The organism is Aeromonas sp. R2-2, from assembly GCF_040908355.1.
Lineage (GTDB): Bacteria > Pseudomonadota > Gammaproteobacteria > Enterobacterales > Aeromonadaceae > Aeromonas > Aeromonas veronii.
In genome coordinates this window covers 83,465-108,770 of the sequence record NZ_JBFODQ010000031.1, presented here as the reverse complement: position 1 = coordinate 108,770, position 25,306 = coordinate 83,465, and the positions used below count along the sequence as shown (strand labels likewise).

The window sequence follows — 25,306 nt, the reverse complement described above, 5'->3', positions numbered from 1 at the left end:
ACAGGCTGCACGGTTATCGGTTGCGCAATAACCGGCTCCTTATGATAAAGGTTGTTATCCCCGTCAGGGCAGATCATTTTGTTGCTGAATGTAAATAAGGGGTGGCAGGAGGTGGTTCGACTTCACCACTGAGCCGGGCCCGGGCCTGCAGGGGGATTTACCCGCCTGATGGCCGGGCTGGGTTACGGCGCTACCGCCAGCATCAACCTGATGATGTCGAGCCGCTGGCCAAACCTTTTCGCGGCCAGATCCTGCCATATCTGCGTTAGCTGGCCTTCTGGTGTTGCGACTGCCACTCCCGTTGCCAATGGGTCAGTATCTTCAGCGGCATGGGTTTGCCGAAGAAGTAGCCCTGGATCAGATAGACGCCGTGCTGGCTCAGATAGTCGACCTGCAACTGGCTCTCGACTCCTTCGGCGATCATCTCCATGCCCGATTCCCGACCGAAGACGATGATGGCATCCAGCACGCTGCGCTTGAGGTCGTTGGTGCCTATGGTATCGACGAACATCTTGTCGATCTTGATCTGGCGGATCCCCAGGCTCTGCAGGTAGGCAAAGCCGCCGTAGCCGGTACCGAAATCATCCAGCTTGAAGTGATACCCCATCTGTTGCAGCAGGGTGATCTCCTCGGTGGCCGCCTTGATGTCGAGGATCGGCTTGCGCTCCGTCAGCTCGAAGGTGAGCCGGGTGGGTGAGGGGTTTTGGCTGTGAGCGAGCAAGGTGCGCAGCAGGGGCTGCTCGATATGGGCCGCCACCAGATTGACGCTGACCCACTGCTCTGGCGCCAGCTGCGGCAGGTCGGTGATCACCTGCTCCAGCAACTGTTCGGTCATCGGCAGGATCAGTCCCTGCTCCTCTGCATATTCGATAAAGGTGCCCGGGGGGATCAGCTCGCTTCCCCGCTGCCAGCGCAGCAGCGCCTCGAATCCCACCACTTGGTGGGTACGGGCATCCACTATCGGTTGGTAGAGGGGAATAAATTCCTTGCGTATCAATCCTGTTTGCAGCAGTCCCTTGAGGGAGCGCCGATAGCTGCGCAGCAGCCAGTATGTGACGCTTAACAGGGCGCCGAGCGCGATACCGAACCAGAGACCGTAGTGATTGAGTTGGTCATGGGCATATTGCTCCAGCGCTTTTCCCGCCCAGACCGTCTGTTTGGTGAGTTCATTGGGATCGAAGAAACTGAGGCTGATATTGCTCTCTTCCTGTTTGATCTCCTTGTCGCCACGGGGAAAGTGGACTGTGCTTGCATCGGTATCCTGTCGGCTGAACTCCAGATAGAAGCAGTGGCTGCAGGGGTGTTGCAGCAGGTCGTGGCTCCAGCTGTTATCCAGCACCCAGTAGGCGAGGTTGCCGCCGGATCGGTAAAAGGCCACCAGCTCCTGCTCGGTATTGTATTTGGCCACGGTGGCGGTGATCCCCAGCTTGCCAAACTTCTGCCCGCTGTTCTGGAGCTCTTTGATCAGCGGGATCTCCACCCCCAGGCTGGAACAGCTGTTGCCGGAGGCGAGCTCCAGCCCTTGCAGGCGGATATGAGCGCTGTAGAAGCGCGGATCGCGCAGCAGCTCCATGTCTTTGGCGCCGCAGTTGAACTCAAATTGTGCCAGCTGTTTGTTGATGGCGGCATCCAGCTCCCGGTGGCGTACGGCCATGGCTCCCTTGAGCTCGGCAACCTTCTCTTCCAGCAGATGAAAGGCCATCGGCTTGGCAAACCACAGGCCGAGAAACTGACTGCCCACGACAGGCAGGATGAACAGCAACAGAGCGATCCAGACGGGTGATTTACGCAAAGGAAGTACCTGCCAGTTTCATGAGACACAAATGGACTTAGCCATCATAGAGCATTAGTGCAATCAATTTGAGTCCGAGTTGTCACACTTGTTGATTGATTTTTTAACTGCATGATTTTAAATGTGTTTATTATTAACTTTGGCTAGATTCAATCGCTGACCTGTCATAAATGACAATTGCTCAGCTTATCCGAACTGCATTAGAGTAGCCCTGCGGTTTGACTCACCGTGTGTTCAATACTCCTGTATCTGTTTTTTGTCAGTAGCACAGAGTGTTAGTTTTGATATGAGTGTTCCTTTTGGTCCCCTTTGAGGGACCATTTTTCTGTCTGTCATCCCGCCCTTTCCCGCATCTGTAGCCCGTCATCCTTGGTATTCTCCCTCTGCTTTGGGTTATGCTTGCCCGCTTAAATTGCAGAAGCGGGATCTTCATCCATAGCTGTGGCCCGATCGCCGCTGCTACCATGAGGCGACATGGATGATGCTGGGCATACGGAAAGGCGCATGAAACTCACTACACAGCTTGTCTCATTTATCACCCTTTGCGTGATCGCAGCCATGGCGACCGTGCTGATTGGCGGGGTGTTCAGCTTTCGCGAGCTGGGCATGGAGTTGCAGCAAAAGAAGGTCGATGCGCTGGTCGAAGTGATCGACAAGCAGCTTGATGTTGCTCACGACATGGAGGATATGAGCCACTGGCTGCCCACTCTGTTGCGGGCTGCCCATGTGATCGAGCTGGAGGTGCGCCAGAATAACCAGCGGGTCTACTGGTTCCGCGATGTGCGCAATCCGGTCGACGAGCAGCTGCTGGTGCCATACAGCCAACCGCTGCCCCATCAGGCCGGCATGCAGGCCAACTTCAAACTGGAGCGCCCCTTCAAGGAGGCGGAATACTCCATCAAGGCGATGTCCGGCATCTCGCTAGGCATTTTTATCGTGGTGTTCGGTCTCTGGTACTCCATCCGCTGGCTGCGCCAGCAGCTGCGCGGGGCCGAGCTGCTGGGCATTCGCGCCCAGCTGATCCTCGATGACAAGCTCTCCAAACTGAGTCATGACCCCGCCGAAGAGTGGCCGGTGGCCGCCAGTCAGGCCCTCGATCATCTGCTCGCCGAGCTGGCGGATGCCCGCAAGGAGCGCAGCCGCTTCGACAACTTCATTCGCAGCAACGCTTTCGTCGACAAGATGACCGGTATCGGCAACCGGCTGTTTTTCGACAATCGGCTGGAGAGCGCCATCATGGAGGCGAGCGTGATGAGCGGCGGCGTGCTGCTGATCGATCTCGCCTGTCTGGAGGAGCTGGAGGCCGATCAGTTCGAGCTGCTGGGGCACGATTTGATGATGGAGGCGAGCGCCACCATAGGTGCCTTCGTGCGCAAACACAACGGTGCCCTGCAGGCCCGCTACGCCGGTCAGGTCTTTGCGGTGTTGCTTCCCAATATGTCCGAGAGCGAGATGGTGGATAGCGCCAGCCAGCTGCTCAAGAGCCTGCAACGGCTGCATTGGCCGCAGGAGGTCAACCCCGAGACGGCGGTTTATCTCGGCGCCGTCTGTTATCAGGCAGAAGACAGCCTGCTCAAGGTGCAGGAGGAGGCTGAGCTGGCCCTCAAGAGCGCTCGTCTGCAGGGGCACAACGGCTGGTTCCTCTACGAGAAGCAGCTGGATGAGGAACAAAGCAGCAAGGGCACGGTACGCTGGCGCACCCTGATCAGCCGCCGTCTCGAAGAGCACGGCATCGAATTTTATACCCAGCCGATCCAGCAGGATCGGGGGCAGGTGGTGTTGCAGCAGGAGCTGCTCACCTATCTGCACGATGAGCAGGGGCGTGCCCTGCAGGCGGGGATCTTCATGCCGATGGCGGAGAAGGTGGGCTTGTTGCTGCAACTGGATCGGCTGGTGGCGGAGCGCACTCTCGCCCTGCTGCGCCAACGATCCGAGCAGAGCTGCCCCATCAGCCTGACCCTCAGTGCCCAGAGCCTGCTAAACCGCGAGTTCCAGCGCTGGCTCTTCTTCGCCCTGTTCCAGCTGCCGCGTAGCACCAACGAGCGGTTGATCCTGCAACTCTCGGAATCCCAGGTGACCCGCCACTTCGAGGCGCTCAAGCGGCCGCTGCGCTCCCTGCGGATGCTGGGCTGCCAGCTGGCCATCGATCATGCCGGTCAGGATGTGGTGAGCACCCAGTACATCAAGGAGTTCGAGATCAACTTCCTCAAGCTGCACCCCAGTCTGGTGCGGGAGATCCATGCCCGTCAGGTCAACCAGATGGCGGTACGCAGTCTGGTAGGCGGCTGCGCCAATACCCGCACCCGGGTGCTGGCAGTGGGGGTGGAGAGTGGCGACGAGTGGAAGATGCTGCGCCACCTCGGGGTGCATGCCGGGCAGGGCCCCTGGTTTGCCGAGCCCCAGCGGCTGGTGCTGGAACCGGCTGGTGATTGAGATAAACAACAGAGGGTCGCCTTGGGGCGACCCTCTGTTGTTTGCGATGCTGTTTGCGGTTGCCGTCAGGCGGGGCTCACAGTCGCCCCTGCTCCCGCAGACCGGCGAGCCCTTGCATGCCGCCAGTGTGGATAAAGACGATTTTGCTGCCGGGGGCGATGCGGCCCGCCGCCAGCTCGCGAAACAGACCCCACATTGCCTTGCCGCTGTAGATAGGCTCAAGGGGCAGATCGGTTGTGGCGCTGAAATCCTGCACCCACTGCCAGAGGGCCGGGCTGAATTTGGCGTAGCCACCATCGTGGTGACCGAGCGCGATGCGCCAGCCGGGGATATTGGCAGCCGCGGGATGGAGGCGACACACCTCGTCAGCGATAAAGCCGCCATCTTTCAGTACCGCAATGGCGAGGATCTGCTCCCGATCCCGTTTGCCAGCGATCAGGCCCGCCAGAGTGCCGCCGCTGGCGCAGGGCAGTACCCAGAGATCCGGCGAGAAGGGCACCTCGCCGAACAGTTCCGCCACGCCGGGGATGGCCAGTGGGCTGCTACCCCCTTCCGGCACGATCAGGGTATCGGGTGCATCGAATTGGGCCAGCCAGTCGGGATCCTGCCGTCGCCGGTAACTCTGGCGGTCGACGAAAACGAGATCCATGCCCCAGCGCCGGGCATCCCGCAGGGTAGAGTTACTGACGGCGTCATATTCGCCCCGTATGATACCGGTAGTACGAAGACCAGATTGGCACCCCGCTGCCGCCAGCGCGTGGATATGATTGGAGTAGGCGCCGCCAAACGAGAGCAGATGCCGTTTGCCGTGCTCTTTGGCATGCAGCAGGTGGTACTTTAGCTTGCGCCACTTGTTGCCGGAGATGGCCGGATGGATCAGATCATCCCGCTTGCACCACAGCTCGACGCCATAGCGGGTCAGCAACGGATGGTGGAGGCGTTGCAGGGGGGAAGGGAGGATGGCTTGACCCTCTGATTCGGCGGAAAGGTTGGCTTGCAATGGTGAGTCCGTCTTTTAATCTGGAGGCTAATCTGCTGTTTATGTTAATATTTCATACATTTAATCACTATTGATGGGCGGGCTTACATGAAACAACTGTTCAGACGGTCGACGCCAAGCCGCCAGGTCGGGCTCTTGCTGGCCAATGACAGGATCATGCTGGCTGCGGTGGGCAATCCCCCCGTCTTCGCGACGCGCACCATCAACGGCCCACAGGAGTGGGCAGTGGCCATGAACGAGCTGTTCAGCCGTCATGGACTGGCCAAGTCTACGGTGCGGGTGGCCCTCGCCGCCAGCCTTTATCAACAGATCCAGATCGACAAGCCTGCCGTGCCTGACGCCGAGATGGCGGGGGCGCTCCCTTGGGCCATCAAGGATTATGTCAGCGAACCCGTGCTGCAACTGGCGATGGATTATGTGGACTTGCCCACCCCGCCGGCCGGTCGTCCTCGCATCAATGTGATCTGCCTGCCCAAGAGCCGGGTGCAACAGCTGGCCGATGCCATCAACGGCATAGCCACCCTGCAATCCATCATCAGCGACGAATTGGCGCTGACCTCTCTCTATGACGCTGACGAGACGGTGCGCATGCTGCTGTGGCAGCCCAAGGGGCAGGATCTGCAACTGCTGGTCTTCCATCAGGGCGGGCTCTGCTTCTCCCGCCAGCTGCGCGGTTTTACCAGCCTGACTGGCGAACATGAGCCGGACAGCATGCTGCTCGATTCACTGGCGCTGGAGATCCAGCGCTCCCTCGACTATCTGGCGGGCCAGCTGAAATTGCCCGAGCTGGGGCAGATGCAGTTTGCCGTCGCCTCGCCCTTTATCGGTACCCTGGTGCGTCACATGGAGCAGACCTTCGGCTTTGCCGTCTCCGCCATGGCCAACAAGGCGGTCCTGGCCGGCGTCGAATACCTCTCGGCCTACGCCGCCGCCATCGGGGAGGATGCGTGATGAAACGTCAGATAAACCTCTATGGCGCCGAGTTTCGCCCCAAGCGGCAGTGGGCCAGCCTCAATCAGATGGCGCTGTTATGGGGCTTTGCGCTGCTGCTGATCCTGTTGACGGGTGTCGGTTACAGCTGGCAGCAGCAGCAGGTCAGCCGGGCGCTGGCGCAGCGCTCTGCCGAGCTGGAACTCAAGCGCAGCGAGGCGCAGCGGCTCGATGCCGAGCTGGCGCGCCATCAGGCAGATCCCCGGCTGCAACAGCAACTGGTCAACAAGCAGGATGAGCTGACGGCCAAGCAGGGGCTGATGCGCCAATTGGGCAGCCTGACCCTGCAAAAATCCCAGGGCTATGCCAGCGTGATGGCGGATCTCTCCCGCATTCGCAGCAGCAACCTCTCGTTGCAGCGCATCGAGATCAACGAAGGGCGGATCAACCTCTCCGGCTTTGCCGGACGCAGTCAGGATGTGCCGGCTTGGGTCAACCGCTTCAAGCAGACCCCGAGTCTGGTGGGCAAAGAGTTTGGTGAATTGACCCTCGGCCGTGACAAGGAGGGTCGTTTGACCTTCCAGTTGAGCGGCATTGCGCGGGAGAAACCCTGATGAACCTGAAAGCACAATGGCAGGCATGGGGCCAGCGTATCGCCGTGTTGAGCCAGCGGGAGCGGGTGTTGATCCTGCTGACCGGTCTGGTGCTGCTGGGCGCGGCCGGACTCTACGGCTGGCTCGATGGCGCTGATACCCGCCTGCAGCAGGATCGCATGGCCCTGAGCGCCGCCGAGCGCGACCTCGAAATCATGACGCTGGAAAACCTCGGCAAACAGGCCCGGCTCAAGCGGGATCCCAATCAGGGAGTTCGCGAGCAGCTGGCGCAGGTCGAAGCGGATCTGGTCCGGATCGACGATGAGCTGAAGGCACAGACCGTCGATCTGATCCCGGCGCACGAGATGCCGCTGGTGCTGGAGGCGCTGCTCTCCCGCTCCGCCAACCTTCACATGCTGGCCCTCAGTTCGCTGGAGCCGACCCCGCTGATGGCGGGAGAGCAGAAGGTCAATCTCTACAAGCACGGTATCCGGCTTCAGCTTGAAGGCGGCTATTTCGATGTGTATCAATATCTTAAAGCGCTGGAAGCCTTGCCGCGGCACTTTTACTGGAAGCAGTTCGACTATCAGGTCAAAGCCTATCCCGGCGCGGTGGTGGAGATGGAGATCTACACCCTGAGTACCAGCAAGGAGTTTATCCGTGGCTAGAGTATTTGCGTTGTGCTGTTGCCTGTTCAGTTTGCTGGTACAGGCGGAGCAGGTCGAGGTATTGCAGGATCCCACCGCGCCACTGGCGGATGTGGCGGTCGGCGCCCGTGCGACCGACGAGAGCAGCGCCGGTTTGCCGAAGCTGCAGAGTGTGGTGCTGGGCAATGGCCCGGCACTGGCGGTACTCAATGGCAAGAGTTATCGGGTCGGACAACAGGTGGACGGCTATACGCTGGTGGCCATCAATGCCGATGCCGTGGTGCTGGAAAAGGCGGGAAAACGCCATGCGGTAACACTGTTTGCCAGCAAGATCCGGGTTTGAGTCGTGCTTGCCTCTCGAGAGGTGAATCGGCTTTATCGAGTTTAATTGCAAGTCAGGGTGCCCTAATTACATGAAAAAACACCGTCTCTGTCTGATCACCGTGGCCATGATGGCTGCAGGCTGTACCACGTATCAGCACCCCGAGCCGACCCAGGCCAAGGATGCCCTCAAACAGGCCATGAACGAACAGCAGAAACAGGCTGCCCCTCTGACCGCGTTGCCCAAATCGGTGCAAAGTGAATTGCTGCAGCTGAACCGGCCGCAGATGCCGGTCGGCATGCCGGAAAAGCGGCTGCGTATCGCGGCTCACGACGTGGAGGCGGTGGAGTTTTTCGGTTCCCTGTTCAAGGGCTCCCGCTACAGCGTGGCGGTTCACCCCGGGGTGGCCGGGCTGGTTTCCGTCGAGCTCAAGGATGTGACTCTGCCGGAAGTGCTGGCGGTGGTGGGCGACATGTACGGCTTCGACGTACAGCGCAAGGGTAATGTCTTCCATATCTATCCGGCGGGCCTGCGCACCGAAACCATCCCGGTCAACTATCTGATGATGTCCCGCCGTGGCCTCTCCCGCACCTCGGTCAGCACCGGCGGGGTGACGGCCAATGACAGCAATAACAGCAGCGACAGCAGTTTTGACAGTGCGTCGAACAACAACAGCGGCAGCAACAGCTCAACCAGCAACAACTCGAGCGGTGACAACAACAACGGCACCCGTATCGAAACCGACACCAACAGCGACTACTGGACTGATCTGCGCGACTCCCTGCAGACCCTGATTGGCACGGGTGACGGTCGCGCCGTGATCACCAGCCCGCAGGCGGGTCTGGTCACCATTCGCGCCTACCCGAAAGAGCTCAAGGCGGTGCGTGAATTCCTGACCCAGTCCGAGAGTCACCTCAAGCGGCAGGTGGTGCTGGAGGCGCGGATCATCGAAGTTGCCCTCAACGAAGGGTATGAACAGGGGGTCGACTGGAGCGGTCTCTCCGCCAGTTGGGATGGCAACAAGGGGATTACCGGTGGCCAGTCGCTTGCCAATACTCAGCTGCCCAGCACCCCCAACCAGATCTTCAGTGCGCTGGGCGGCGGCGCCGGTTTCAAGATCTCTGATGGCAACTTCAATGTGGCGGTCAACCTGCTCAAGACCCAGGGCGATGTGAATACCCTCTCCAGTCCCCGTGTCACCGCGACCAACAACCAGAAGGCGGTGATCAAGGTGGGGACGGATGAGTATTACGTCACCAATGCGTCCACCACCATTACCACTACCTCGACGGGCACAGACAAGACGCCTAACGTGGAGCTGACCCCCTTCTTCTCCGGAATTGCGCTGGACGTAACGCCGCAGATCGATGAAGAGGGGAAGGTGCTGCTGCATATTCATCCCTCGGTTATCGATACCGAAGAGCAAAACAAGGTGATCGACATGGGTACCTCGGGTGGCAAGTTGCAACTGCCGCTCGCCAAGAGCTCGATCCGCGAATCCGATACCGTGGTGCAGGCCAATAACGGTGACATCATCGTTATCGGCGGCCTGATGAAGACCGACAAGCAGGAGATCGTCAGCAAGGTGCCGCTGCTGGGGGATATTCCCTGGGTGGGTGAAGCCTTTACCAACCGCCGCGAGAGCACCAAGAAGGTGGAGCTGGTGATCATGCTCAAACCGACCGTGGTGGAGAAAGATACCTGGCAAAACGAGCTGCAACGCTCCTCCGAGCTGCTCGACAAGTGGTATCCGGCCAAGGGCTGACCCATGACACCAGATGCGGTCACCCTTATCCCGAACGGCCTGTGCTGCCTTGCCAGCACAGGCTGCTTGCTTGTCGTGGCAGGTGAGATCTCATGTACTTGACCCACTTCGGCCTGCAGGAGGCGCCGTTCAGCCTCACCCCCAATACCGGCTTCTACTACGGCCTGCCGCCTCACGAAGAGGCGCTGCAGGTGCTGAACTGGGCGCTGGCGCAGGGGGAGGGCTTTATCAAGGTGACCGGCGAGGTGGGTACCGGCAAGACCCTGCTCTGCCGCAAGTTGCTCAGCGAGCTGGGCTCGGAAGCGCGTCCGGTGCGGCTTGCCTGGTTGCCCAATCCCCACCTCACTCCGGCCGAACTGCGCATCGCGCTGGCGCTGGAGCTGGGGTTGGCGGTACGGGATCAGAGCGAGCTGGATCTGACCGATCGTATCCATCGTCACCTGATCAGTCTGCACCAGCAGGGCAGCCGGGTGGTGGTGCTGATCGACGAGGCGCAAGCGCTGCCGGACGAGACGCTGGAGGCGATCCGCCTGTTCGGCAATCTTGAGACCGAATCGAGCAAGCTGCTGCAGATCGTGCTGTTCGGCCAGCCGGAGCTGGATGCCAGACTGGCCAAGCCGTATCTGCGCCAACTGCGCCAGCGGATTGGCTTCTCCTACTGCCTGCGGCCGCTGCGTTTTGACGAGACCCGCGCCTATCTGGAGCACAGATTGCAGGTCTCCGGTTACCGTGGGGCACCGCTGTTTGCTGGTCGCGCCATGCGCCTGTTGTGGCGTGCATCGCGAGGGATCCCGAGACTTATCAATATTCTGGCGCAGAAGTGTCTGATGCTGGCCTATGGTCAGGGTGTGCGTCAGATCGACAGTCGTCTGGTCCGGCTTGCCATTCGCGATACCGACGATGCGAGCCGCTTTGCGCCACGGCGCTGGTGGCCCCTGTTACTGTTGCTGGGGTGCGCCCTGGCTTATGGAGTCTGGCCATGAGCGTTATCAACCAGATGCTGAAAGATCTGGACCGGCGCCAGCAAGGATCCGAAGGTGCTGCCGTCTATATTGCCCCTGCGCGCCAGCAGGGATGGTGGATGTTGCTGCTGACCCTGATCTGCGGGCTGGCACTGGGGATCCTCGGTTGGCGAACCTGGATCTACTGGCAGCAGACCTATATCGTCACGGCGTCCAGCGAAGTGGTCGCCCCTGATGCGGTGACTCCCGATGTGGTGACAAGGGCCGCCGCGCCGGTCAGCCAGCCCGAGCCGGTCGAGGTGGCGGCCGCGCTGCCGTTGCCAAGCCAGGATGAGGTGAATGATGAGGCAGGCGAGAGTGACTCGGATGGCATGGCCGACGGTGCGCCCTTTGATGCCTCCAGCGAGGTCGATGAGCGGACCCCTAGCGATGAAGAGCTGCAGCCCGAGCTCTACGCCGAACTGGCGGCAGAGCAGCAGGCCGTCGCCAGCGCGCCTCGCAAACCGAGCGTATTGAAGATCGAGACGGTGGAGCTGTCGGCCAAGGAGCTGGCGGCACTGGCGGAGCGCAAGGCGACCACCGCCATGGCCAAGGGGAGCCTGCGGGATGCCCAGGACAACTACTATCAGGTGCTGGCCCACGACCCCTATAACCAGGGGGCGCGCGAGCAACTGGCGGGTTTGCTCTACGGCGAGGGCCGCCTGACCGAGGCACGCCAGCTGCTGGAGGAGGGGATCCGGCTCGATCCCCAGCAGGCTGATTTTCGTCTGCTGCTGGCCCGTCTTGCCATCAGCGAGGGGCAGCAGCAGCAGGCGCTTGGCTGGTTGTCCGGTTATCAGCCGGATCTCGCCAGCAACATGGACTACTACGCGACCTGGGCCGGGCTGACTCAGGAGCTGGGCCAGAATGCCGATGCGGCGGCGCTCTATGTGAAACTGCTGCGTCAGCAGCCGGATCAGGGCCGTTGGTGGCTTGGCCTCGGTGTGGCCGAGGATGGTCAGGGCCACAGCCAGCGGGCGCTCGATGCCTATCGCAACGCCTTGCTGCACGGCAACCTCGGCGAGGCGTCGACCAACTGGCTGGAACAACGAATTGGTCAACTAACCCCTTGATAAACAGCAGGTTCGATTAGCTAAGCCTAATCGGATGCGGCAACGGGTGTGAAGTAACAGAGATCGGAGCAAACATGGCACAACCCAGACTGAAAATGCGCCTCGGCGACCTGCTGGTACAAGAGCAGATCATCTCTGATGATCAGCTGCAGCTTGCCCTGCAGCAGCAGCGTCAGACCGGCCGCAAGCTGGGCACCACCCTCATCGACCTCGGCTTTATCAGCGAGGTGCAGCTGTTGCAGTTCCTCGCCCGCCAGCTGGATGTGCCCTTCTTCGATCTCAACAACCTGACCATCGACGCCGCTGCGGTGCCACTGCTGCCCGAAGTGCAGGCGCGTCGCTATCGGGCGCTGGCGGTCAACCTCACCGACGACAAGGTAACGGTAGCGATGTCGGATCCTGCGGATCTGAGCGCACTGGATGCCGTCGCCGCCCTGCTCAGCCCGCGCATCATGGTGCTGGCGGTGGCGCGGGAAGGGCAGCTGCTGGAGTATTTCGACCGCCTCTATCGCCGTACCCGCGAGATTGAGAGTTTCGCCGAACAGCTGCAGGAGGAGTATCAGGACTCCGGCTTCGAGCTGGGCTCCAGCAATCTGGGGGCCAACGACGAGGGGGAGGCGACGGTGGCCAAGCTGCTGCGCTCCCTGTTCGAGGATGCGGTGCAGGTGGGGGCGTCGGATATCCACATCGAGCCGGACGAGAAGGTGCTGCGCATTCGCCAGCGGATCGACGGTATCCTCCACGAGAACATCCTCAACGAGGTGCGCATCGCCCAGGCGCTGGTGCTACGCCTCAAGCTGGTGGCGGGGCTCGATATCTCCGAGAAGCGCTTGCCGCAGGATGGCCGTTTCAACATGAAGGTGCGCGGTCGCGATGTGGATGTGCGGATGTCCACCATGCCGGTGCAGTATGGCGAGTCTGTGGTGATGCGTCTGCTGGATCAATCCTCCGGCATCCTGTCGCTGACCGAGACCGGCATGCCGCCGGAGATCCTGACCCGTTTCCGTCGCCAGCTCAAACGGCCGCACGGAATGATCCTGGTGACCGGCCCGACCGGTAGCGGCAAGACAACCACCCTCTATGGCGCCCTCTCCGAGCTCAACCAGTCCAGCAACAAGATCATCACGGTAGAAGACCCGGTGGAATACCGTCTCTCCCGCGTCAATCAGGTGCAGGTCAACCCCAAGATCGGCCTCACCTTCTCCAACGTGCTGCGCTCCACCCTGCGTCAGGATCCGGACATCCTGCTGGTGGGTGAGATGCGGGACAACGAAACGGTGGAGATCGGTCTGCGTGGCGCCATCACAGGTCACCTGGTGCTGACCACCCTGCACACCAACGATGCGGTGACCAGTGCCTTGCGCCTTATCGACATGGGGGCGCCCGGCTATCTGGTGGCGAGCGCCCTGCGGGCGGTGGTCGCCCAGCGGCTGGTGCGGCGGGTATGTGAGCACTGCGTTGAGGAGAAGGCGCCGGACGAAGGGCAGGCCACCTGGCTCACTGTGCTCTCCGGCGAGGCGCCTGGCCAACACACCTATCACAAGGGCCGGGGTTGCCAGAGCTGCAACTTTACCGGTTATTCCGGCCGGATCGGGGTCTACGAGCTGCTGGAGCTGGATCAGCCGATGATGGATGCCCTGCGCCGCAACGATGCGGAAGGGTTCGCCAAGGCGGCCCGTCAACACGAACACTACCGGCCGCTGGCCCTCACTGCCCTCGATTATGCCCGTCAGGGGATCACCTCGGTGGATGAGGTGCTGCGACTGGCCGAGGATCTGGGGTAAGCGATGGCTAACTTTGCCTACAAGGGGCGTGACAGTCAGGGCAACGCGACCAGTGGCGTGGTCGAAGCGGCCAACGAGATGGCGGCCGCCGAGCAGCTGATGCGCCGCGGGGTGATGCCCACCGAACTCAAACTGGGCAAGGCCAAGTCCGCCGCCATCGACTGGTCACTGTTGCTGGAAGGGGGCGTCAAGCTGGATGAGCTGGTGATCTTCAGCCGCCAGATGTATGCCCTGACCCGGGCCGGGATCCCGATCCTGCGTGCCATTGCCGGGCTGGAGGAGAGCTCCCACAGCAAGCCGCTCAAGCGGGCGCTGCACTCGCTGGGGGAGGATCTCGGCAACGGCCGCCCGCTCTCCAGCTCGATGCAGGCGCACCCCAAGGTATTCAGCAGCCTGTTTGTCGCCATCATCCATGTGGGTGAGAACACAGGTCAGCTGGAAGAGGCCTTCTTGCAGCTCGCCAACTATTTCGAGCTGGAGCTGGAGACTCGCAAGCGGATCAAGACCGCGATGCGCTACCCCAGCTTCGTGATGATCGCCATCGGTATCGCCATGGTGATCCTCAATATCATGGTGATCCCGGTGTTTGCCGGCATGTTCGCCAAATTCGGGGTGGAGTTGCCGCTGGCGACCCGCATTCTGCTCGCGACTTCCCACTTTTTTGTCAACTATTGGTGGCTGCTGCTCGCCATTCTGGCTGGGATGGTGTTCGGTTGGCGCCGCTGGGTCGCCACTACCAAGGGCAAGCTGACCTGGCACCGCTGGCAGCTCAAGTTGCCGATCGTCGGCACCATCATAGAGCGCTCCCTGCTGGCCCGTTTTGCCCGCAGTTTTTCCATGATGCTCAAGGCAGGGGTGCCGCTGAACACCGCGCTGACCCTGGTGGCCGATGCGGTGGATAACGCCTATATGGCGGGGCGAGTGCGGGATATGCGCGCCGGTATCGAGCGGGGCGAGAGCCTGCTGCGCACCGCCAGCAGCAGCGGCCTGTTCACCCCGCTGGTGATGCAGATGATCGCCGTGGGGGAGGAGACCGGTCAGGTCGATGACCTGCTGCACGAAGCGGCCGAGTATTACGAGCGGGAGGTGGATTATGACCTCAAGAGTCTCACCGCTCGGATCGAGCCGATCCTGATCGGGATCGTGGCGGTAATGGTGTTGATCCTGGCGCTGGGTATCTTCACACCGATGTGGGACATGATGCGCGCAGTTCGCGGCAAGTAATCTTGCTGGAACTGGATATCTTCACGCCTGAGTGGTGGGACATGATGCGAGCCGTAAGAGGCAAGTAATCGGTGGAGTTGAGGGCTGGATGAGCAGACAGACGCAGCAGGATGATCGCTGGCTGACCGGATATAGGCGGATCGCCGTGATCATCCTGCTGATGGTGATCGTGGCGACCCTGGTGCGTAGCTATCAGGGCCACCGGGAAGAGGCGCAGCAGCTCACTCTCACCTTGCTGGGGGAACAATTTGCCGAGCGGGCACAGCGTTTGCACGGCATTTGGCTCGATGAGCGGCGCCCGCAGACACTGCATGTCGCCGGCAAGGGGTGGCAGTTTGATGCCCGAGGGTGGCCCCTGGGGCTGGTGCCGCTGCAATCCCCTTCGGAAAATTGCCGTCAGTTGTGGCTGGCACTGATGGGTGAGACGAAGGGGGGCATGCCTCCCCTGCAGGTTCTGGCCCGCCCCGATGGCAGTGGTTGCGAGATGGGGTGGGATGGTTATTGGCTTATTTATCAGTTTTCTGACGGGCGGGTGATGAAAAAGCCTTGAATGAAACTAATCATATGACCCAACTACATGATTTTTTTGGGCCTGCATGAAATAATGTGGGGCATTACGGAGGGAGCATGACAATGAAACCAATGGCACCAACAATGCCGGAAAACGGGATGAGAAGACGGTCTGCCGGCTTTTCCCTCATTGAGCTGGTGATCGTTATCGTGATCCTGGGGATCCTGGCGGTGACCGCACTGCCGCGCTTTCTCGATGTGACTGACGAAGCGAAGAAGGCCAGCGTGGAAGGGGTCTCTGGCGGTTTTGCTACCGGCGTTTCGCTGGTGCGGGCGCAATGGGAGGCGGAAGGTCGCGCCAAACAGGACAGCCTCAATACCGTGCTCTATGACGGCAGCCGCTTCTATCTGACCACTCCGACCGATACCCAGATCAGCAACGGCGAGCTGTCGCCTGGCTATCCCATGGATACCGTTGCAAGCGGTAATCCCGATGTGGATCCCGCTAATCTGACCGCCGAACGTTGTCTCAATATTTGGGAGGGGTTACTGCAAAACCCGCCCAAGGCTACGGCCAGCTTCAATGAAGTGCGCGGTAGCGGCAATGACCTGAAATACTATGCCACAGTGAGCAGTAATGGACTGGATTCGGTCTGCCGTTACTATTTGGTCAATAGTTTGAGTAAGGGCAGTGATGGCAAGTATCAGGATCCGCAAGGCAAGACTGATGCATTTATGAGTTTCAGTTACCGTCCGGCGTCCGGTCAGGTGACCACAAATATTAATTAACAGAGGAAAGTGAAATGAAAAAACAGGCGGGTTTTACCCTGATCGAACTGGTTATCGTGATCATCATTCTGGGTATTCTGGCGGTCACCGCTGCACCCAAGTTCCTGAATCTGCAGGATGATGCACGTAAGTCTGCTGCACAGGGTGTGCAAGCTGCATTGCAAAGTGCTTCAGGTTTGGTTTACAGCAAAGCGGTACTGAGTGGATATGAGACCAATGCTGGACCGATCTCTATGGCAGCTCCAATCGAAAAAGTTGCTGTAGCATATGGGTATCCGACTGCTGCGACAATCAGTGAAGCGGTGTCCCTGGATGGCTGGCAAGTGTCCGGCGCTGTTTCTAATAACACGATCACTTTTGTACCGAATGGTAAAGGTGATAGCTGTTCTGTGACTTATAAACAAGTGACAGTTTCTAGCGGTACACCGACCATCAGTTTGGTTGGCTGTAAGTAATTGGATGATGGAAAGGGTAGGAGTCAATTCCTACCCTTTCTATTGACATGTTAGAGTCAAGGCATAAGGGTTTTACCCTCATTGAACTGGTACTGGTGATCCTGTTACTCGGGATTCTGGCCGCCTTTGCCGTGCCAAAATGGCTGGGCAAAGGCGGCTTTGAAACTCAAACCGTACGTGACGAGTTGCTGACCCGCTTGCGGCTGGTGCAGACCGTCAATATGCATGAGCCCGCCAACCGCTGCACCCAGCTGGTGGTTGCCTCCCCCCGTTTTGCCCACCGTACTTATGCTGCGTGTCCTGCCAGCGATGATCTGAGCAGTGGCTGGACCGACAATCTGCGCACCCGTGGTCGGCTGGTGACCCCCTCTGCCGGTATGTCTATCTCCCTCAATAACAGCAACAACTTCGTGCTGCGCTTCGATCAGATGGGCAGACCGCTGGGCAGCTGCGCCACCGGTTGTACCTTGCTGGTGAGTGATGGCCGCGAAATCAGCCGTATCAAGATTGAATCCGAGGGGTTTATTCATGAGATCCCTTAAGCTCGGTTTTACCCTGATTGAGCTGATCGTTGGCATAGTGCTGCTGGCGGTGGCCTTGACCGGCATTCTTGGGTTGCTCATTAATCAGGCACCTCAGGCGGTGGATCCGGTGCAGCAGGTGCGTGCCGCCCAGCTGGCCCAGCGGCTGGCCAGCGAGATCTTGCAAAAGTCGTTTGATGAAAAGTCGGATCATAATGGTGGTCGTTATCGTTGTGGCGAGACCTTCAATGGCCAATTTTATGGGGATTGCAGTTGCCCTGTCGGTGTGACCTGTACCCAGAATCCTCCTGCTCCGGCGATTGCGGGTTGGCAGCCCAGCCAGTATGGCCCGGATGGTGGTGAACGGGAGCCCTATACCTTTAATGATGTGGATGATTATCAGACCAGCGTCATTTGTGCCAAGGGATGGGCTGAGGTTAACTGCTTGAACAGTGACTGGATTGAGACGGCATTCTTTACTCAAGCCGATTCCAAGGTCGCAAGCGATGAGTATCGCAACTACCAGGTCAGGATCGCCGTGACGCCGGATGACCTGTTTGGCAGCCCGGGTCTTAAGGCAGAGTCTATCGGCAAGCGAGTTCTGTTGCAGGTGAAGCTGCCGGATGGGAGTGTGCTCGACTTCTCCTTCTATCGGGGGAACTACTGATGGAACGCTCCTGCTTGTCTGTCCGAATGTCTGCTCCTGCTGCTACTTCCGACGTCCGATTACGCCTGGCTGCTAATCGAACCTACCGCAAGCCTCGGGGTAACAGTGGCTTTACTCTGGTCGAGCTGGTGATGGTCATCCTGTTGCTCGGGATTATGGCGACCTTTACCAGCCAGTTTATCGGAATCGGCACCCAGATTTATGGCGATGCCAGTAGCCGTGAACAGTTGATGAGTGATGCCCGTTTCGCCATGGAGCGGCTTAACCGCGAACTGCGCGATGCGGTGCCGGGATCGGAGCGCATTGAAGATCAGAATGGTAACTGGCTGGACCAAGGCCCCTGTCTGCGGTTCTGGCCCATCAGCACCTCCAGCCGCTATTTGGCGCTTAACCGCGCCATGTCGGGGAGCACGGCCACCCTTGAGCTGGTGATGGCGACCCCGGCTTCTGCTGCCAATCCGCTGGATGTGGATGCCACCGCCGTTAAAAAAGACGATCAGCTGATTGTATTCCCCGTGCCGGACAAAAATGTCGGTTCGCTTACTGCAGGCTGCGATTATGGCCGCTGCGTAGCCAGGGTTACGGATGTGCTGACGCCCGTATCCGGGGCGCAAACTATCCGCTATACCAGTGCCGAGAGTCTGACTGGCCTCTCTCCCGGCAGCCGGGTCTACTTTGCCAACCAGCAGGTACGTTACTGTGTGGAAGGAAACACGCTGACCCGTGCTACCGCGCCCATTGGGGCCCCCTTACCTGCACAGGGCGTGTTGATGGCGGATTCCCTTCGTATTGGCACCTTCTATCGGGAAACCTCGGCGTTTAACGCTGAAGGGGAGTTTGGTATGCGTTTTGTGTTCGAGCGCAAGGGGGAGTCGGTCACCTTTAACCACAAGATAGAGGTGTTCAATGTGCCCTGATCCACAGGCTTTCGGACGGATGCGAGGCAGTGCCTTGATGATCGCCCTGTTTGTGATTGTGGTGATGGCGCTGCTGGCGGCTGCCATGGGGCGTTTTCTGGTCGATAGCGGCGAGAAAAATACGGTGGAGGTGCGCAGCGTGCGTGCCCTGCTGGCCGCCCAGAGCGGGCTGGAGATTGCTCTATATCAGCTATTCCCTAACAGACCGGCTATATCATCACCTAATCGTTGTGGTCTGGTACTTGCCACACAGCAGTTTAATGACAACATCGGTTTGGCTGGTTGTCAGGTTGTGGTTAGCTGCCGGGAGGTACCGGTGACCTATAACAACCAGAGCAACACGGGCTACCGGCTCGAGAGTGTCGGAACCTGTGGCAGCTCGGACCTTAACAGTGGCAACCCTGATTTTGCCGTGAGCCGAACCCTGATGGTCGAAGCTTATGATGGAGGAACTCCCTGATGCGCAATTTATGGATCGTCGTAGCCGTGTGGCTATTTAGTGGTACAGCAGGGGCGTTTCAGGTGATTGATACTGCAACCTATTTCCCTGCGGTAACTCAGGGTCATCGTGGGGACACCAATGTTAATTGCAATTCCCTTGGTAATCCTGCGTTGACAATGTATGGCTCCGCCAAGGTGAACGGTACTGCAGGGGCTGCACTCAATTATTGTGCCTCAACCCAGGGCTCCGGGATGCCGTTGGACTCGTGTGACAACGCAGATGGCTCTCGCCGCTTGTGTACTATTACACGCAATACAATTCGTGGATTATCTATTACCGGCGGCAATATCTTTTTCTCAAGTAGTGGTTCAAGTGGGAATTTTACACAGTGCCAAGCTGGGCAGCAGTTGAATGTCGGGAGTGCAACCTCAAACCAATTTAATTCCATCGCATTGAATACCAGCTGTTCGTTAAGTTTCTCCAGTGCAGCTACAGAATATCGGATCAAGTCGCTGGCATTGAACAATAGTGCCAAAGTGATTTTTTCATCTGGTGATTACTGGATTGAATCATTAACGATGAATCAGGGGACAGAAATTCAGATCCAGGGTGAAGTTCGTATTTTTGTCAAAAATACTCTTGAGCTGAATGATGCCATATTGAACGCCTCTGGTGAGGGTTCTCTACTGTTATTTGGTTATGGTGGGATTACTCTGAATGGTGGGAGTCAAATAAATGGTTACGTGTACTCCGATCAAAATTTGACGCTTAACAATTCAGCCATTATTCGTGGCCGTACGACAAGCCGCAGTCTTAATATGACAGATAGTTCTGCAATTAATGATCAAGCTTTCACTCCCTCTCTGACTTGTTTCAGCGACAATTTTTCATCAGGTTCGCTGAGCAGTGACTGGGTAGTTAAAACCAGTAGCGGCTCGTTTACTCCCTCGATTGTCAGCGGTCGTTTACGTTTGACTCAAGCTGCTGGCAATCAGTCTACATCCACTACCTATCAACGTCTGTTTCCTGCCGCTAATAACCTAGTGACAATTACCTTTAATCATTATGCCTATGGGGGAAGCGGTGCTGATGGTATGGCGGTCGTGCTATCCGATGCGACAGTAACACCGCAGCCCGGAGCATTCGGTGGTCCGCTTGGCTATGGCTTCAAGCCCGGAATTTCCGGCTTTGCCGGAGGATGGTTGGGGGTTGGTTTTGACGAATTTGGCAATTACTCCGGTGAAGGTGGGACAACCAACGTAGGACAGCGTCGGCAGTCTGTAGTGATTCGAGGCTCAGGGTCAGGGACAACAGGCTACAGGTATTTACGTGGTACTTGTAACAACGGCACAACCAACACGAATACAAATTGCCTGAGTCCGTCAGTTGATGGCAATGGCAGTGCTAACCACAAATACCAGCTCACCATTGACTCCCGCGTTAGCGGGCAGTCGATTGTGAAAGTTCAGCGGGATACAGGTAATGGCTACGCCACCCTGATCGACTCGTTCAATGCCCAAAGTCAGAACGGCCAGGCTCAGGTACCTAGCGACTTTTTGCTCTCTCTGACCGGCTCAACGGGCGGCTCCACCAACGTCCATGAACTCGACAATGTGCAGATCTGTGCCCTGCGCTCCAACCCGGTTGGAGTGCAGATTGACCACTTCCAGCTCGACCACTCCGGTCAGGCGCTGACGTGCAATCCCGAGACGGTGACGGTCAAGGCGTGCGCCGATGCAGCATGTTCCACGCTTATCACAGACCCGGTTACCGCGACCCTGAGTTTAACCCCCATTTCTGCCAGCAATGGTTGGATTGGTGGCAATACGGTGACCTTTAGCGGCGGTTCGACCACGGTGCAGTTGCGCAACAATACGCCGACCGCGGTGACCATAGGCGTTTCCGGCTCGACTCCGACGACCAAGCCATTCAGTACCACCTTGTGCAAGGCCGGGGCGGGGACTCCCAGTGCCGCAGCCTGTACCCTGAATTTTGCCGATAGCGGCTTCTTCTTTGATGTGCCTGATACCTACTCCAATCAGCCGCAGACGGTGACCATCAAGGCGGTCAAAAAGAGCGATGTGACCAAGCAGTGTGTGCCGGGGTTTGCCAGCCAGACCAAGAGCGTCAAGTTCTGGAGCAGCTATATCACCCCCACCAGTAACCCCTATAACAGCCAGATGAGCGTCAACAGCAGTACGATTGGTGCCAGTCAGGGGGCTGCAACGCCGCTCTCCCTCGTATTCGATGCGCAGGGGCAGTCGAGCATAACGGTTAAGTACCCGGATGCGGGCAAGGTGCAACTGGATGCCCGCTATGATGGTACTGGCAGTGAAGCCGGTCTGGTGATGCTAGGCGCGGATCAGTTTGTAGCTCGCCCGGTCGGTCTGTGCATCACGCCCCCGCAAGGGGTCTGCGCGGCAGGTGACAGCAGCTGTCCGGTATTCAAAAAAGCGGGGGAAACGTTCCAGGTAGATATCAAGGCGATGGCCTGGGAATCCGCCAATGATGGGGATATCTGCGTAGGGAATCAGACTACGCCCAACTTTGCCCTGCCCAATATTGCTCTGGGCAGTACGCTGGTGGCACCCAATCCGGGCACCAATGCAACGCTGGGTACTACCACCTATAGCCATGTGGCTGCGGCCAACAGTGCCAATAACGTTAGCCAGACTGTGAGCGAGGTGGGAGTGTTCCGAATGACGGCGACGCCACCGGCGGCAAAGCAGCCAGAAGGAAGCACTGTATCTACGGGCTATTTCGGCTATACCATCCCTCCCGCCAGCAGCGTGCCGGTGGGACGTTTTGTCCCTTGGGATTTCAATTTGCTGAGCGGGGTGCTTACTCCTGCTTGCGGGCAGTTCAGCTATATGAGTCAGCCATTCGGGGTCAAGATGACGGTACAGGCTCGTAACAAGAGTGCCGGGGTGACCAAAAACTATGGTGGCGAGTTCGCGAAGGGGCGGCTCTATCTGGTGGCAGGCAATAATCATGATGGGATTGATCGCACGGATCGAGTGGGGAGCATGATGGCCAGCTGGGCATCAGGCGAAGCCAATATTGACAGCCAGAGCCGTTTTGCCCGGCTTTCTGAGCGCGATCCCGGCCTGACTACTCCCGAAGAGCCCTTTAAGTTAATGCGTTTTGGCCTGCAAGTGCTTGATGAGGAGTCACCCTCAGTCACTTTCATGGCTGACGCTGACCTGAATCCTGGCATCAAGAATGGTTGTACCAAAGGGGTTAACTGCAATGCCAAGCAGTTGACGATTCCTACGCGGGTGAATAACACCATGACGGCTTATTATGGCCGCCTGCTGGCTGGCACGGCGGCGGGTCTTGCCTCGGCGCCGCTGGCCATTCCACTGCAGATGCAATATTACGAAGCGGGCAACTGGCTGCAAAACAAGGAAGATCAATGTACCCAGCTCTCTTTGGCCAATCAGGGGCTCATTTTCCTCAATCCGAGTCACACCTTTGATGCGGCGACTCGCGAGCTGAATCTGGGGGCGGGTCGCAAGATCAAGCTGGGGTTGGGCAGTTCGGCACCGGGTGGGGATGCTGCACTGGCGAAAGACGGGGAGAGCCTGTTCCACTTTGCCAAGCCGGACATCTCGGTGCGCATTCCCTACAAGGTCGATTTGGCAAAACAGCCGTCGCAGCCCCTCTGGTTGTCTGACCCAACGAGTGCCAATGACGGCAACCTGCAAGGTGAGGCCATTTTCGGCTCCAGCCGGGGTAATGACAGAATTATTTATCGGCGCGAAGTATTGCAGTAATTGATGTGTAAGGGGGGTTGGCTCAACAGCATCCCCCTAAATCCTTGTTTATTAGTGTTTGCAAGCGTGTGCGAGTGAGTGATGACTCGCATTTTTGTCGCGCCTGATTGATTGGCGACAGTTTGAGCGCTTGCCCATTGGGGTGGGCATTGGTAAAGTTAGCCGGTTTTCTGCACCTCCAAATTCTTAGGATTTCCCGTAGCCATGTTCAAAAAGCTCAGAGGCGTCTTTTCCAACGATCTGTCGATCGATTTGGGAACTGCCAACACCCTGATCTATGTAAAAGATCAAGGGATCGTCCTTAACGAACCCTCAGTTGTCGCCATTCGCCAAGAGCGCGGGAACGCCAAATCGGTCGCTGCTGTCGGTCATGCCGCCAAGCAGATGCTGGGCCGTACCCCGGGCAACATTTCCGCAATCCGCCCGATGAAAGATGGCGTGATCGCCGATTTCTACGTGACCGAGAAGATGCTGCAGCACTTCATCAAACAGGTTCACGACAACAACTATTTCCGCCCCAGCCCGCGCGTGCTGGTGTGTGTACCGTGCGGTTCAACCCAGGTTGAGCGTCGCGCCATCAAGGAGTCCGCACTGGGCGCCGGTGCCCGTGAGGTCTACCTGATCGACGAGCCTATGGCTGCTGCCATCGGTGCCGGCCTGCCGGTCTCCGAAGCGACCGGTTCCATGGTGGTTGATATCGGTGGTGGTACCACTGAAGTGGCCATCATCTCTCTGAACGGTGTGGTCTACTCCCAGTCCGTCCGTATCGGTGGCGACAAGTTTGACGAGGCGATCATCAGCTACGTCCGTCGCAACTACGGCAGCCTGATCGGTGAAGCGACTGCCGAGCGCATCAAGCACGAGATCGGCTCCGCCTATCCGGGCGAAGAGGTGCGTGAGATTGAAGTCTGTGGTCGCAACCTGGCTGAAGGTGTACCGCGCAGCTTCACTCTCAACTCCAACGAAATCCTGGAAGCGCTGCAAGAGCCGCTGTCCGGTATCGTGGCTGCCGTCATGGTGGCGCTGGAGCAGTCTCCGCCGGAACTGGCTTCCGACATCTCCGAGCGCGGCATGGTGCTGACCGGTGGTGGCGCACTGCTGAAAGATATCGACCGTCTGCTGATGGAAGAGACCGGCATTCCTGTCGTCGTGGCCGAAGATCCCCTCACCTGTGTGGCCCGTGGCGGCGGCAAGGCGCTGGAGCTGATCGATATGCACGGTGGCGATCTGTTCCACTACGAATAAGACCCAAAGCCGGCCAGCGTGCCGGCTCTTTTTTGACGACCCATGAAACCCATTTTTGGTAGAGGCCCTTCGCTTCAGTTACGGTTGTTTCTCGCCGTCATCATCTCCATTGCTGCCATCGTCGCGGATTCCCGCTTCGGTGTGTTTACCCATGTCCGCGTCTACCTCAGTTCGTTAGTCAGTCCCCTGCAATACATGGCCAATGCGCCGGGTACCCTGCTCGACACCATGTCGACCCAGGTGCAGACCCGCGCCGATCTCATCGAGCAGACCAAGCAGCAGGAGCAGCAACTGTTCACTCTGCGGGCCCGTCTGCTCAAAATGGATCAGCTGGAACACGAGAACCAGCGGCTGCGTGAGCTGCTCGGTTCGCCGGTGCACAAGGAGTCCCGCAAGATGGTGGCTGAGCTGCTGTCGGTGGATTCTGACCCCTTCAGCCATCAGGTGCTGATCAACAAGGGGGCGCTGGATGGCGTCTACAACGGTCAGGCGGTGATCAACGATCAGGGTGTGATTGGTCAGGTGCTCCACGTGGGCTCCACCACCAGTCGCGTGCTGCTGATCACCGACTCCAGCCATGGCATTCCGGTGCGGGTGCTGCGCAACGACTTGCGCGCCATTGCCTCCGGCAGTGGCGAGCTCGACAAGCTGGAGCTGCGCAACCTGCCGCGCAACACCGATATTCAGGTGGGTGACCTGCTGGTCACCTCGGGTCTGGGTGGCCGCTTCCCGGAAGGTTATCCGGTGGCGACCGTGACCCGCTCCGAGTATGTGGAGGGCAAGCCCTTCGCCCAGGTCGAGGCCAAGCCGCTGGTGGAGCTGGACAGACTGCGCTATCTGCTGCTGCTGTGGACCGACAAGAAGCCTGAAGTACATGATGAGGATGGCGAACGGGCGGCTCCCGCTGCGTCCGCCGCAGGAGCCACCCGCTGATGCTAGAACCCGCCAGCGGCAGGATCTGGATCTGGATCTCGATCCTGCTGGCCTTGAGCCTGTCGATCCTGCCGCTTCCTTTCGAATTTGACCCCTTCCGCCCGGACTGGCTAGTCATGGTGCTCATCTACTGGGCACTAGCCTTGCCGCACCGGACCAACGTTGGCACCGCCTGGGTGGCGGGCCTGCTGCTGGATGTGCTGCTTGGCAGCACCCTCGGCGTGCGGGCGATGGCGATGGCCATCACCACCTATCTGGCGGCCTTCCAGTTCCAGAAGATCCGCAACTTCTCCCTCTGGCAGCAGGCACTGATCATCGGTGGCCTCTCGCTGGTGGGTAAAATGACGGTATTCTGGGCCGAGCATCTGTTCAGCCAGGCCAGTCTCAACTTCTCCTACTTTTGGTCGACGTTGACGACGATGCTAATATGGCCCTGGGTGTTTCTGGTGCTGCGCAAGGTGCGGCGCCGCTTCAATATCAGGTAAAT

23 protein-coding genes are annotated in these 25,306 nt (G+C 58.8%); 21 read left to right on the top strand and 2 right to left on the bottom strand.

Annotated elements, in window-relative coordinates; all coding sequences use genetic code 11:
• Positions 1-265: 265 nt before the first annotated feature.
• On the bottom strand, positions 266-1,792 hold the full coding sequence (locus tag AB5Z09_RS06190; RefSeq protein ID WP_368194864.1) for an EAL domain-containing protein: 1,527 nt from the start codon (positions 1,790-1,792) through the stop codon (positions 266-268).
• Positions 1,793-2,296: 504 nt separating this feature from the next.
• On the opposite strand from AB5Z09_RS06190, the gene AB5Z09_RS06185 reads away from it, so the two are divergent.
• Positions 2,297-4,225, top strand: coding sequence for an EAL domain-containing protein (locus AB5Z09_RS06185; RefSeq protein ID WP_368194863.1), 1,929 nt, complete (start codon positions 2,297-2,299; stop codon positions 4,223-4,225).
• A gap of 76 nt (positions 4,226-4,301) precedes the next feature.
• Here the strand turns inward: AB5Z09_RS06185 and AB5Z09_RS06180 are convergent, their stop codons facing one another.
• Positions 4,302-5,225, bottom strand: coding sequence for a 1-aminocyclopropane-1-carboxylate deaminase/D-cysteine desulfhydrase (locus AB5Z09_RS06180; RefSeq protein ID WP_368194862.1), 924 nt, complete (start codon positions 5,223-5,225; stop codon positions 4,302-4,304).
• 87 nt (positions 5,226-5,312) lie between these two features.
• Between AB5Z09_RS06180 and AB5Z09_RS06175 the strand changes: the two genes are divergently transcribed.
• The 20 genes from AB5Z09_RS06175 to mreD all read left to right on the top strand — a co-directional run bounded on the left by AB5Z09_RS06175 (position 5,313) and on the right by mreD (position 25,304).
• The gene (locus AB5Z09_RS06175; RefSeq protein WP_005340015.1) at positions 5,313-6,176 is read left to right on the top strand and encodes a hypothetical protein; all 864 of its coding nucleotides are present in this window, start codon (positions 5,313-5,315) and stop codon (positions 6,174-6,176) included.
• Positions 6,176-6,769, top strand: coding sequence for a PilN domain-containing protein (locus tag AB5Z09_RS06170; RefSeq protein WP_111900322.1), 594 nt, complete (start codon positions 6,176-6,178; stop codon positions 6,767-6,769). Before AB5Z09_RS06175 ends, AB5Z09_RS06170 begins: the two co-directional genes overlap by 1 nt.
• Positions 6,769-7,416, top strand: a complete 648-nt coding sequence (locus tag AB5Z09_RS06165) for an MSHA biogenesis protein MshJ (protein WP_368194861.1) — start codon at positions 6,769-6,771, stop codon at positions 7,414-7,416. Before AB5Z09_RS06170 ends, AB5Z09_RS06165 begins: the two co-directional genes overlap by 1 nt.
• Complete coding sequence (locus AB5Z09_RS06160; RefSeq protein WP_139405091.1) at positions 7,409-7,738, top strand: MSHA biogenesis protein MshK; 330 nt, start codon at positions 7,409-7,411, stop codon at positions 7,736-7,738. The genes AB5Z09_RS06165 and AB5Z09_RS06160 overlap by 8 nt, the downstream gene beginning before the upstream one ends.
• Before the next feature lie 70 nt (positions 7,739-7,808).
• On the top strand, positions 7,809-9,482 hold the full coding sequence (mshL, locus tag AB5Z09_RS06155) for a pilus (MSHA type) biogenesis protein MshL (RefSeq protein ID WP_108613787.1): 1,674 nt from the start codon (positions 7,809-7,811) through the stop codon (positions 9,480-9,482).
• A 92-nt stretch (positions 9,483-9,574) separates the two neighbouring features.
• Positions 9,575-10,465 carry an MSHA fimbrial biogenesis protein MshM gene (mshM, locus tag AB5Z09_RS06150; protein WP_368194860.1) on the top strand — a complete coding sequence of 297 codons (891 nt, stop codon included), beginning with the start codon at positions 9,575-9,577 and terminating at the stop codon, positions 10,463-10,465.
• Positions 10,462-11,556: a tetratricopeptide repeat protein gene (locus tag AB5Z09_RS06145; RefSeq protein WP_304520313.1), complete on the top strand. Its 1,095-nt coding sequence runs from the start codon at positions 10,462-10,464 to the stop codon at positions 11,554-11,556. Before mshM ends, AB5Z09_RS06145 begins: the two co-directional genes overlap by 4 nt.
• Positions 11,557-11,630: 74 nt before the next feature.
• Positions 11,631-13,340: an MSHA fimbrial ATPase MshE gene (gene mshE / locus AB5Z09_RS06140; RefSeq protein ID WP_005348611.1), complete on the top strand. Its 1,710-nt coding sequence runs from the start codon at positions 11,631-11,633 to the stop codon at positions 13,338-13,340.
• A 3-nt stretch (positions 13,341-13,343) separates the two neighbouring features.
• Positions 13,344-14,564 carry a type II secretion system F family protein gene (locus AB5Z09_RS06135; protein WP_368194859.1) on the top strand — a complete coding sequence of 407 codons (1,221 nt, stop codon included), beginning with the start codon at positions 13,344-13,346 and terminating at the stop codon, positions 14,562-14,564.
• 88 nt (positions 14,565-14,652) lie between these two features.
• Positions 14,653-15,114 carry a hypothetical protein gene (locus tag AB5Z09_RS06130; protein ID WP_368194858.1) on the top strand — a complete coding sequence of 154 codons (462 nt, stop codon included), beginning with the start codon at positions 14,653-14,655 and terminating at the stop codon, positions 15,112-15,114.
• Positions 15,115-15,191: 77 nt separating this feature from the next.
• On the top strand, positions 15,192-15,863 hold the full coding sequence (locus AB5Z09_RS06125) for a prepilin-type N-terminal cleavage/methylation domain-containing protein (protein ID WP_005348617.1): 672 nt from the start codon (positions 15,192-15,194) through the stop codon (positions 15,861-15,863).
• Between the two features lie 14 nt (positions 15,864-15,877).
• On the top strand, positions 15,878-16,318 hold the full coding sequence (locus tag AB5Z09_RS06120) for a prepilin-type N-terminal cleavage/methylation domain-containing protein (RefSeq protein ID WP_110304186.1): 441 nt from the start codon (positions 15,878-15,880) through the stop codon (positions 16,316-16,318).
• Positions 16,319-16,365: 47 nt separating this feature from the next.
• A complete protein-coding gene (locus tag AB5Z09_RS06115; protein WP_368194857.1) occupies positions 16,366-16,860 on the top strand; it encodes a prepilin-type N-terminal cleavage/methylation domain-containing protein in 495 nt (164 codons plus the stop codon).
• The gene (locus tag AB5Z09_RS06110; protein WP_368194856.1) at positions 16,847-17,506 is read left to right on the top strand and encodes a prepilin-type N-terminal cleavage/methylation domain-containing protein; all 660 of its coding nucleotides are present in this window, start codon (positions 16,847-16,849) and stop codon (positions 17,504-17,506) included. Before AB5Z09_RS06115 ends, AB5Z09_RS06110 begins: the two co-directional genes overlap by 14 nt.
• Positions 17,506-18,423: a PilW family protein gene (locus AB5Z09_RS06105; RefSeq protein ID WP_368194855.1), complete on the top strand. Its 918-nt coding sequence runs from the start codon at positions 17,506-17,508 to the stop codon at positions 18,421-18,423. Before AB5Z09_RS06110 ends, AB5Z09_RS06105 begins: the two co-directional genes overlap by 1 nt.
• A 37-nt stretch (positions 18,424-18,460) precedes the next feature.
• The gene (locus AB5Z09_RS06100) at positions 18,461-18,883 is read left to right on the top strand and encodes an MSHA biogenesis protein MshP (RefSeq protein ID WP_368194854.1); all 423 of its coding nucleotides are present in this window, start codon (positions 18,461-18,463) and stop codon (positions 18,881-18,883) included.
• Positions 18,883-22,641 (top strand): DUF6701 domain-containing protein, encoded by a 3,759-nt coding sequence (locus tag AB5Z09_RS06095; protein ID WP_368194853.1) that lies wholly within the window; start codon positions 18,883-18,885, stop codon positions 22,639-22,641. Before AB5Z09_RS06100 ends, AB5Z09_RS06095 begins: the two co-directional genes overlap by 1 nt.
• Before the next feature lie 204 nt (positions 22,642-22,845).
• Positions 22,846-23,886, top strand: coding sequence for a rod shape-determining protein (locus tag AB5Z09_RS06090; RefSeq protein ID WP_368194852.1), 1,041 nt, complete (start codon positions 22,846-22,848; stop codon positions 23,884-23,886).
• A 42-nt stretch (positions 23,887-23,928) separates the two neighbouring features.
• Positions 23,929-24,819 (top strand): rod shape-determining protein MreC, encoded by an 891-nt coding sequence (gene mreC / locus AB5Z09_RS06085; RefSeq protein WP_005340053.1) that lies wholly within the window; start codon positions 23,929-23,931, stop codon positions 24,817-24,819.
• On the top strand, positions 24,819-25,304 hold the full coding sequence (gene mreD / locus AB5Z09_RS06080; RefSeq protein ID WP_368194851.1) for a rod shape-determining protein MreD: 486 nt from the start codon (positions 24,819-24,821) through the stop codon (positions 25,302-25,304). The genes mreC and mreD overlap by 1 nt, the downstream gene beginning before the upstream one ends.
• Positions 25,305-25,306: the final 2 nt, after the last annotated feature.

Bases quoted from the DNA above. Each gene is read 5' to 3' on its own strand.
- AB5Z09_RS06175 (WP_005340015.1), top strand. From the start codon at position 5,313: ATGAAACAACTGTTCAGACGGTCGACGCCAAGCCGCCAGGTCGGGCTC.
- mreC (WP_005340053.1), top strand. From the start codon at position 23,929: ATGAAACCCATTTTTGGTAGAGGCCCTTCGCTTCAGTTACGGTTGTTT.
- AB5Z09_RS06100 (WP_368194854.1), top strand. From the start codon at position 18,461: ATGATCGCCCTGTTTGTGATTGTGGTGATGGCGCTGCTGGCGGCTGCC.
- mshM (WP_368194860.1), top strand. From the start codon at position 9,575: ATGTACTTGACCCACTTCGGCCTGCAGGAGGCGCCGTTCAGCCTCACC.
- mreD (WP_368194851.1), top strand. From the start codon at position 24,819: ATGCTAGAACCCGCCAGCGGCAGGATCTGGATCTGGATCTCGATCCTG.
- AB5Z09_RS06165 (WP_368194861.1), top strand. From the start codon at position 6,769: ATGAACCTGAAAGCACAATGGCAGGCATGGGGCCAGCGTATCGCCGTG.
- AB5Z09_RS06130 (WP_368194858.1), top strand. From the start codon at position 14,653: ATGAGCAGACAGACGCAGCAGGATGATCGCTGGCTGACCGGATATAGG.
- AB5Z09_RS06145 (WP_304520313.1), top strand. From the start codon at position 10,462: ATGAGCGTTATCAACCAGATGCTGAAAGATCTGGACCGGCGCCAGCAA.
- AB5Z09_RS06095 (WP_368194853.1), top strand. From the start codon at position 18,883: ATGCGCAATTTATGGATCGTCGTAGCCGTGTGGCTATTTAGTGGTACA.
- AB5Z09_RS06135 (WP_368194859.1), top strand. From the start codon at position 13,344: ATGGCTAACTTTGCCTACAAGGGGCGTGACAGTCAGGGCAACGCGACC.
- AB5Z09_RS06185 (WP_368194863.1), top strand. From the start codon at position 2,297: ATGAAACTCACTACACAGCTTGTCTCATTTATCACCCTTTGCGTGATC.
- AB5Z09_RS06110 (WP_368194856.1), top strand. From the start codon at position 16,847: ATGAGATCCCTTAAGCTCGGTTTTACCCTGATTGAGCTGATCGTTGGC.
- AB5Z09_RS06120 (WP_110304186.1), top strand. From the start codon at position 15,878: ATGAAAAAACAGGCGGGTTTTACCCTGATCGAACTGGTTATCGTGATC.
- AB5Z09_RS06115 (WP_368194857.1), top strand. From the start codon at position 16,366: ATGTTAGAGTCAAGGCATAAGGGTTTTACCCTCATTGAACTGGTACTG.
- AB5Z09_RS06170 (WP_111900322.1), top strand. From the start codon at position 6,176: ATGAAACGTCAGATAAACCTCTATGGCGCCGAGTTTCGCCCCAAGCGG.
- mshL (WP_108613787.1), top strand. From the start codon at position 7,809: ATGAAAAAACACCGTCTCTGTCTGATCACCGTGGCCATGATGGCTGCA.
- AB5Z09_RS06125 (WP_005348617.1), top strand. From the start codon at position 15,192: ATGACAATGAAACCAATGGCACCAACAATGCCGGAAAACGGGATGAGA.
- AB5Z09_RS06105 (WP_368194855.1), top strand. From the start codon at position 17,506: ATGGAACGCTCCTGCTTGTCTGTCCGAATGTCTGCTCCTGCTGCTACT.
- mshE (WP_005348611.1), top strand. From the start codon at position 11,631: ATGGCACAACCCAGACTGAAAATGCGCCTCGGCGACCTGCTGGTACAA.
- AB5Z09_RS06090 (WP_368194852.1), top strand. From the start codon at position 22,846: ATGTTCAAAAAGCTCAGAGGCGTCTTTTCCAACGATCTGTCGATCGAT.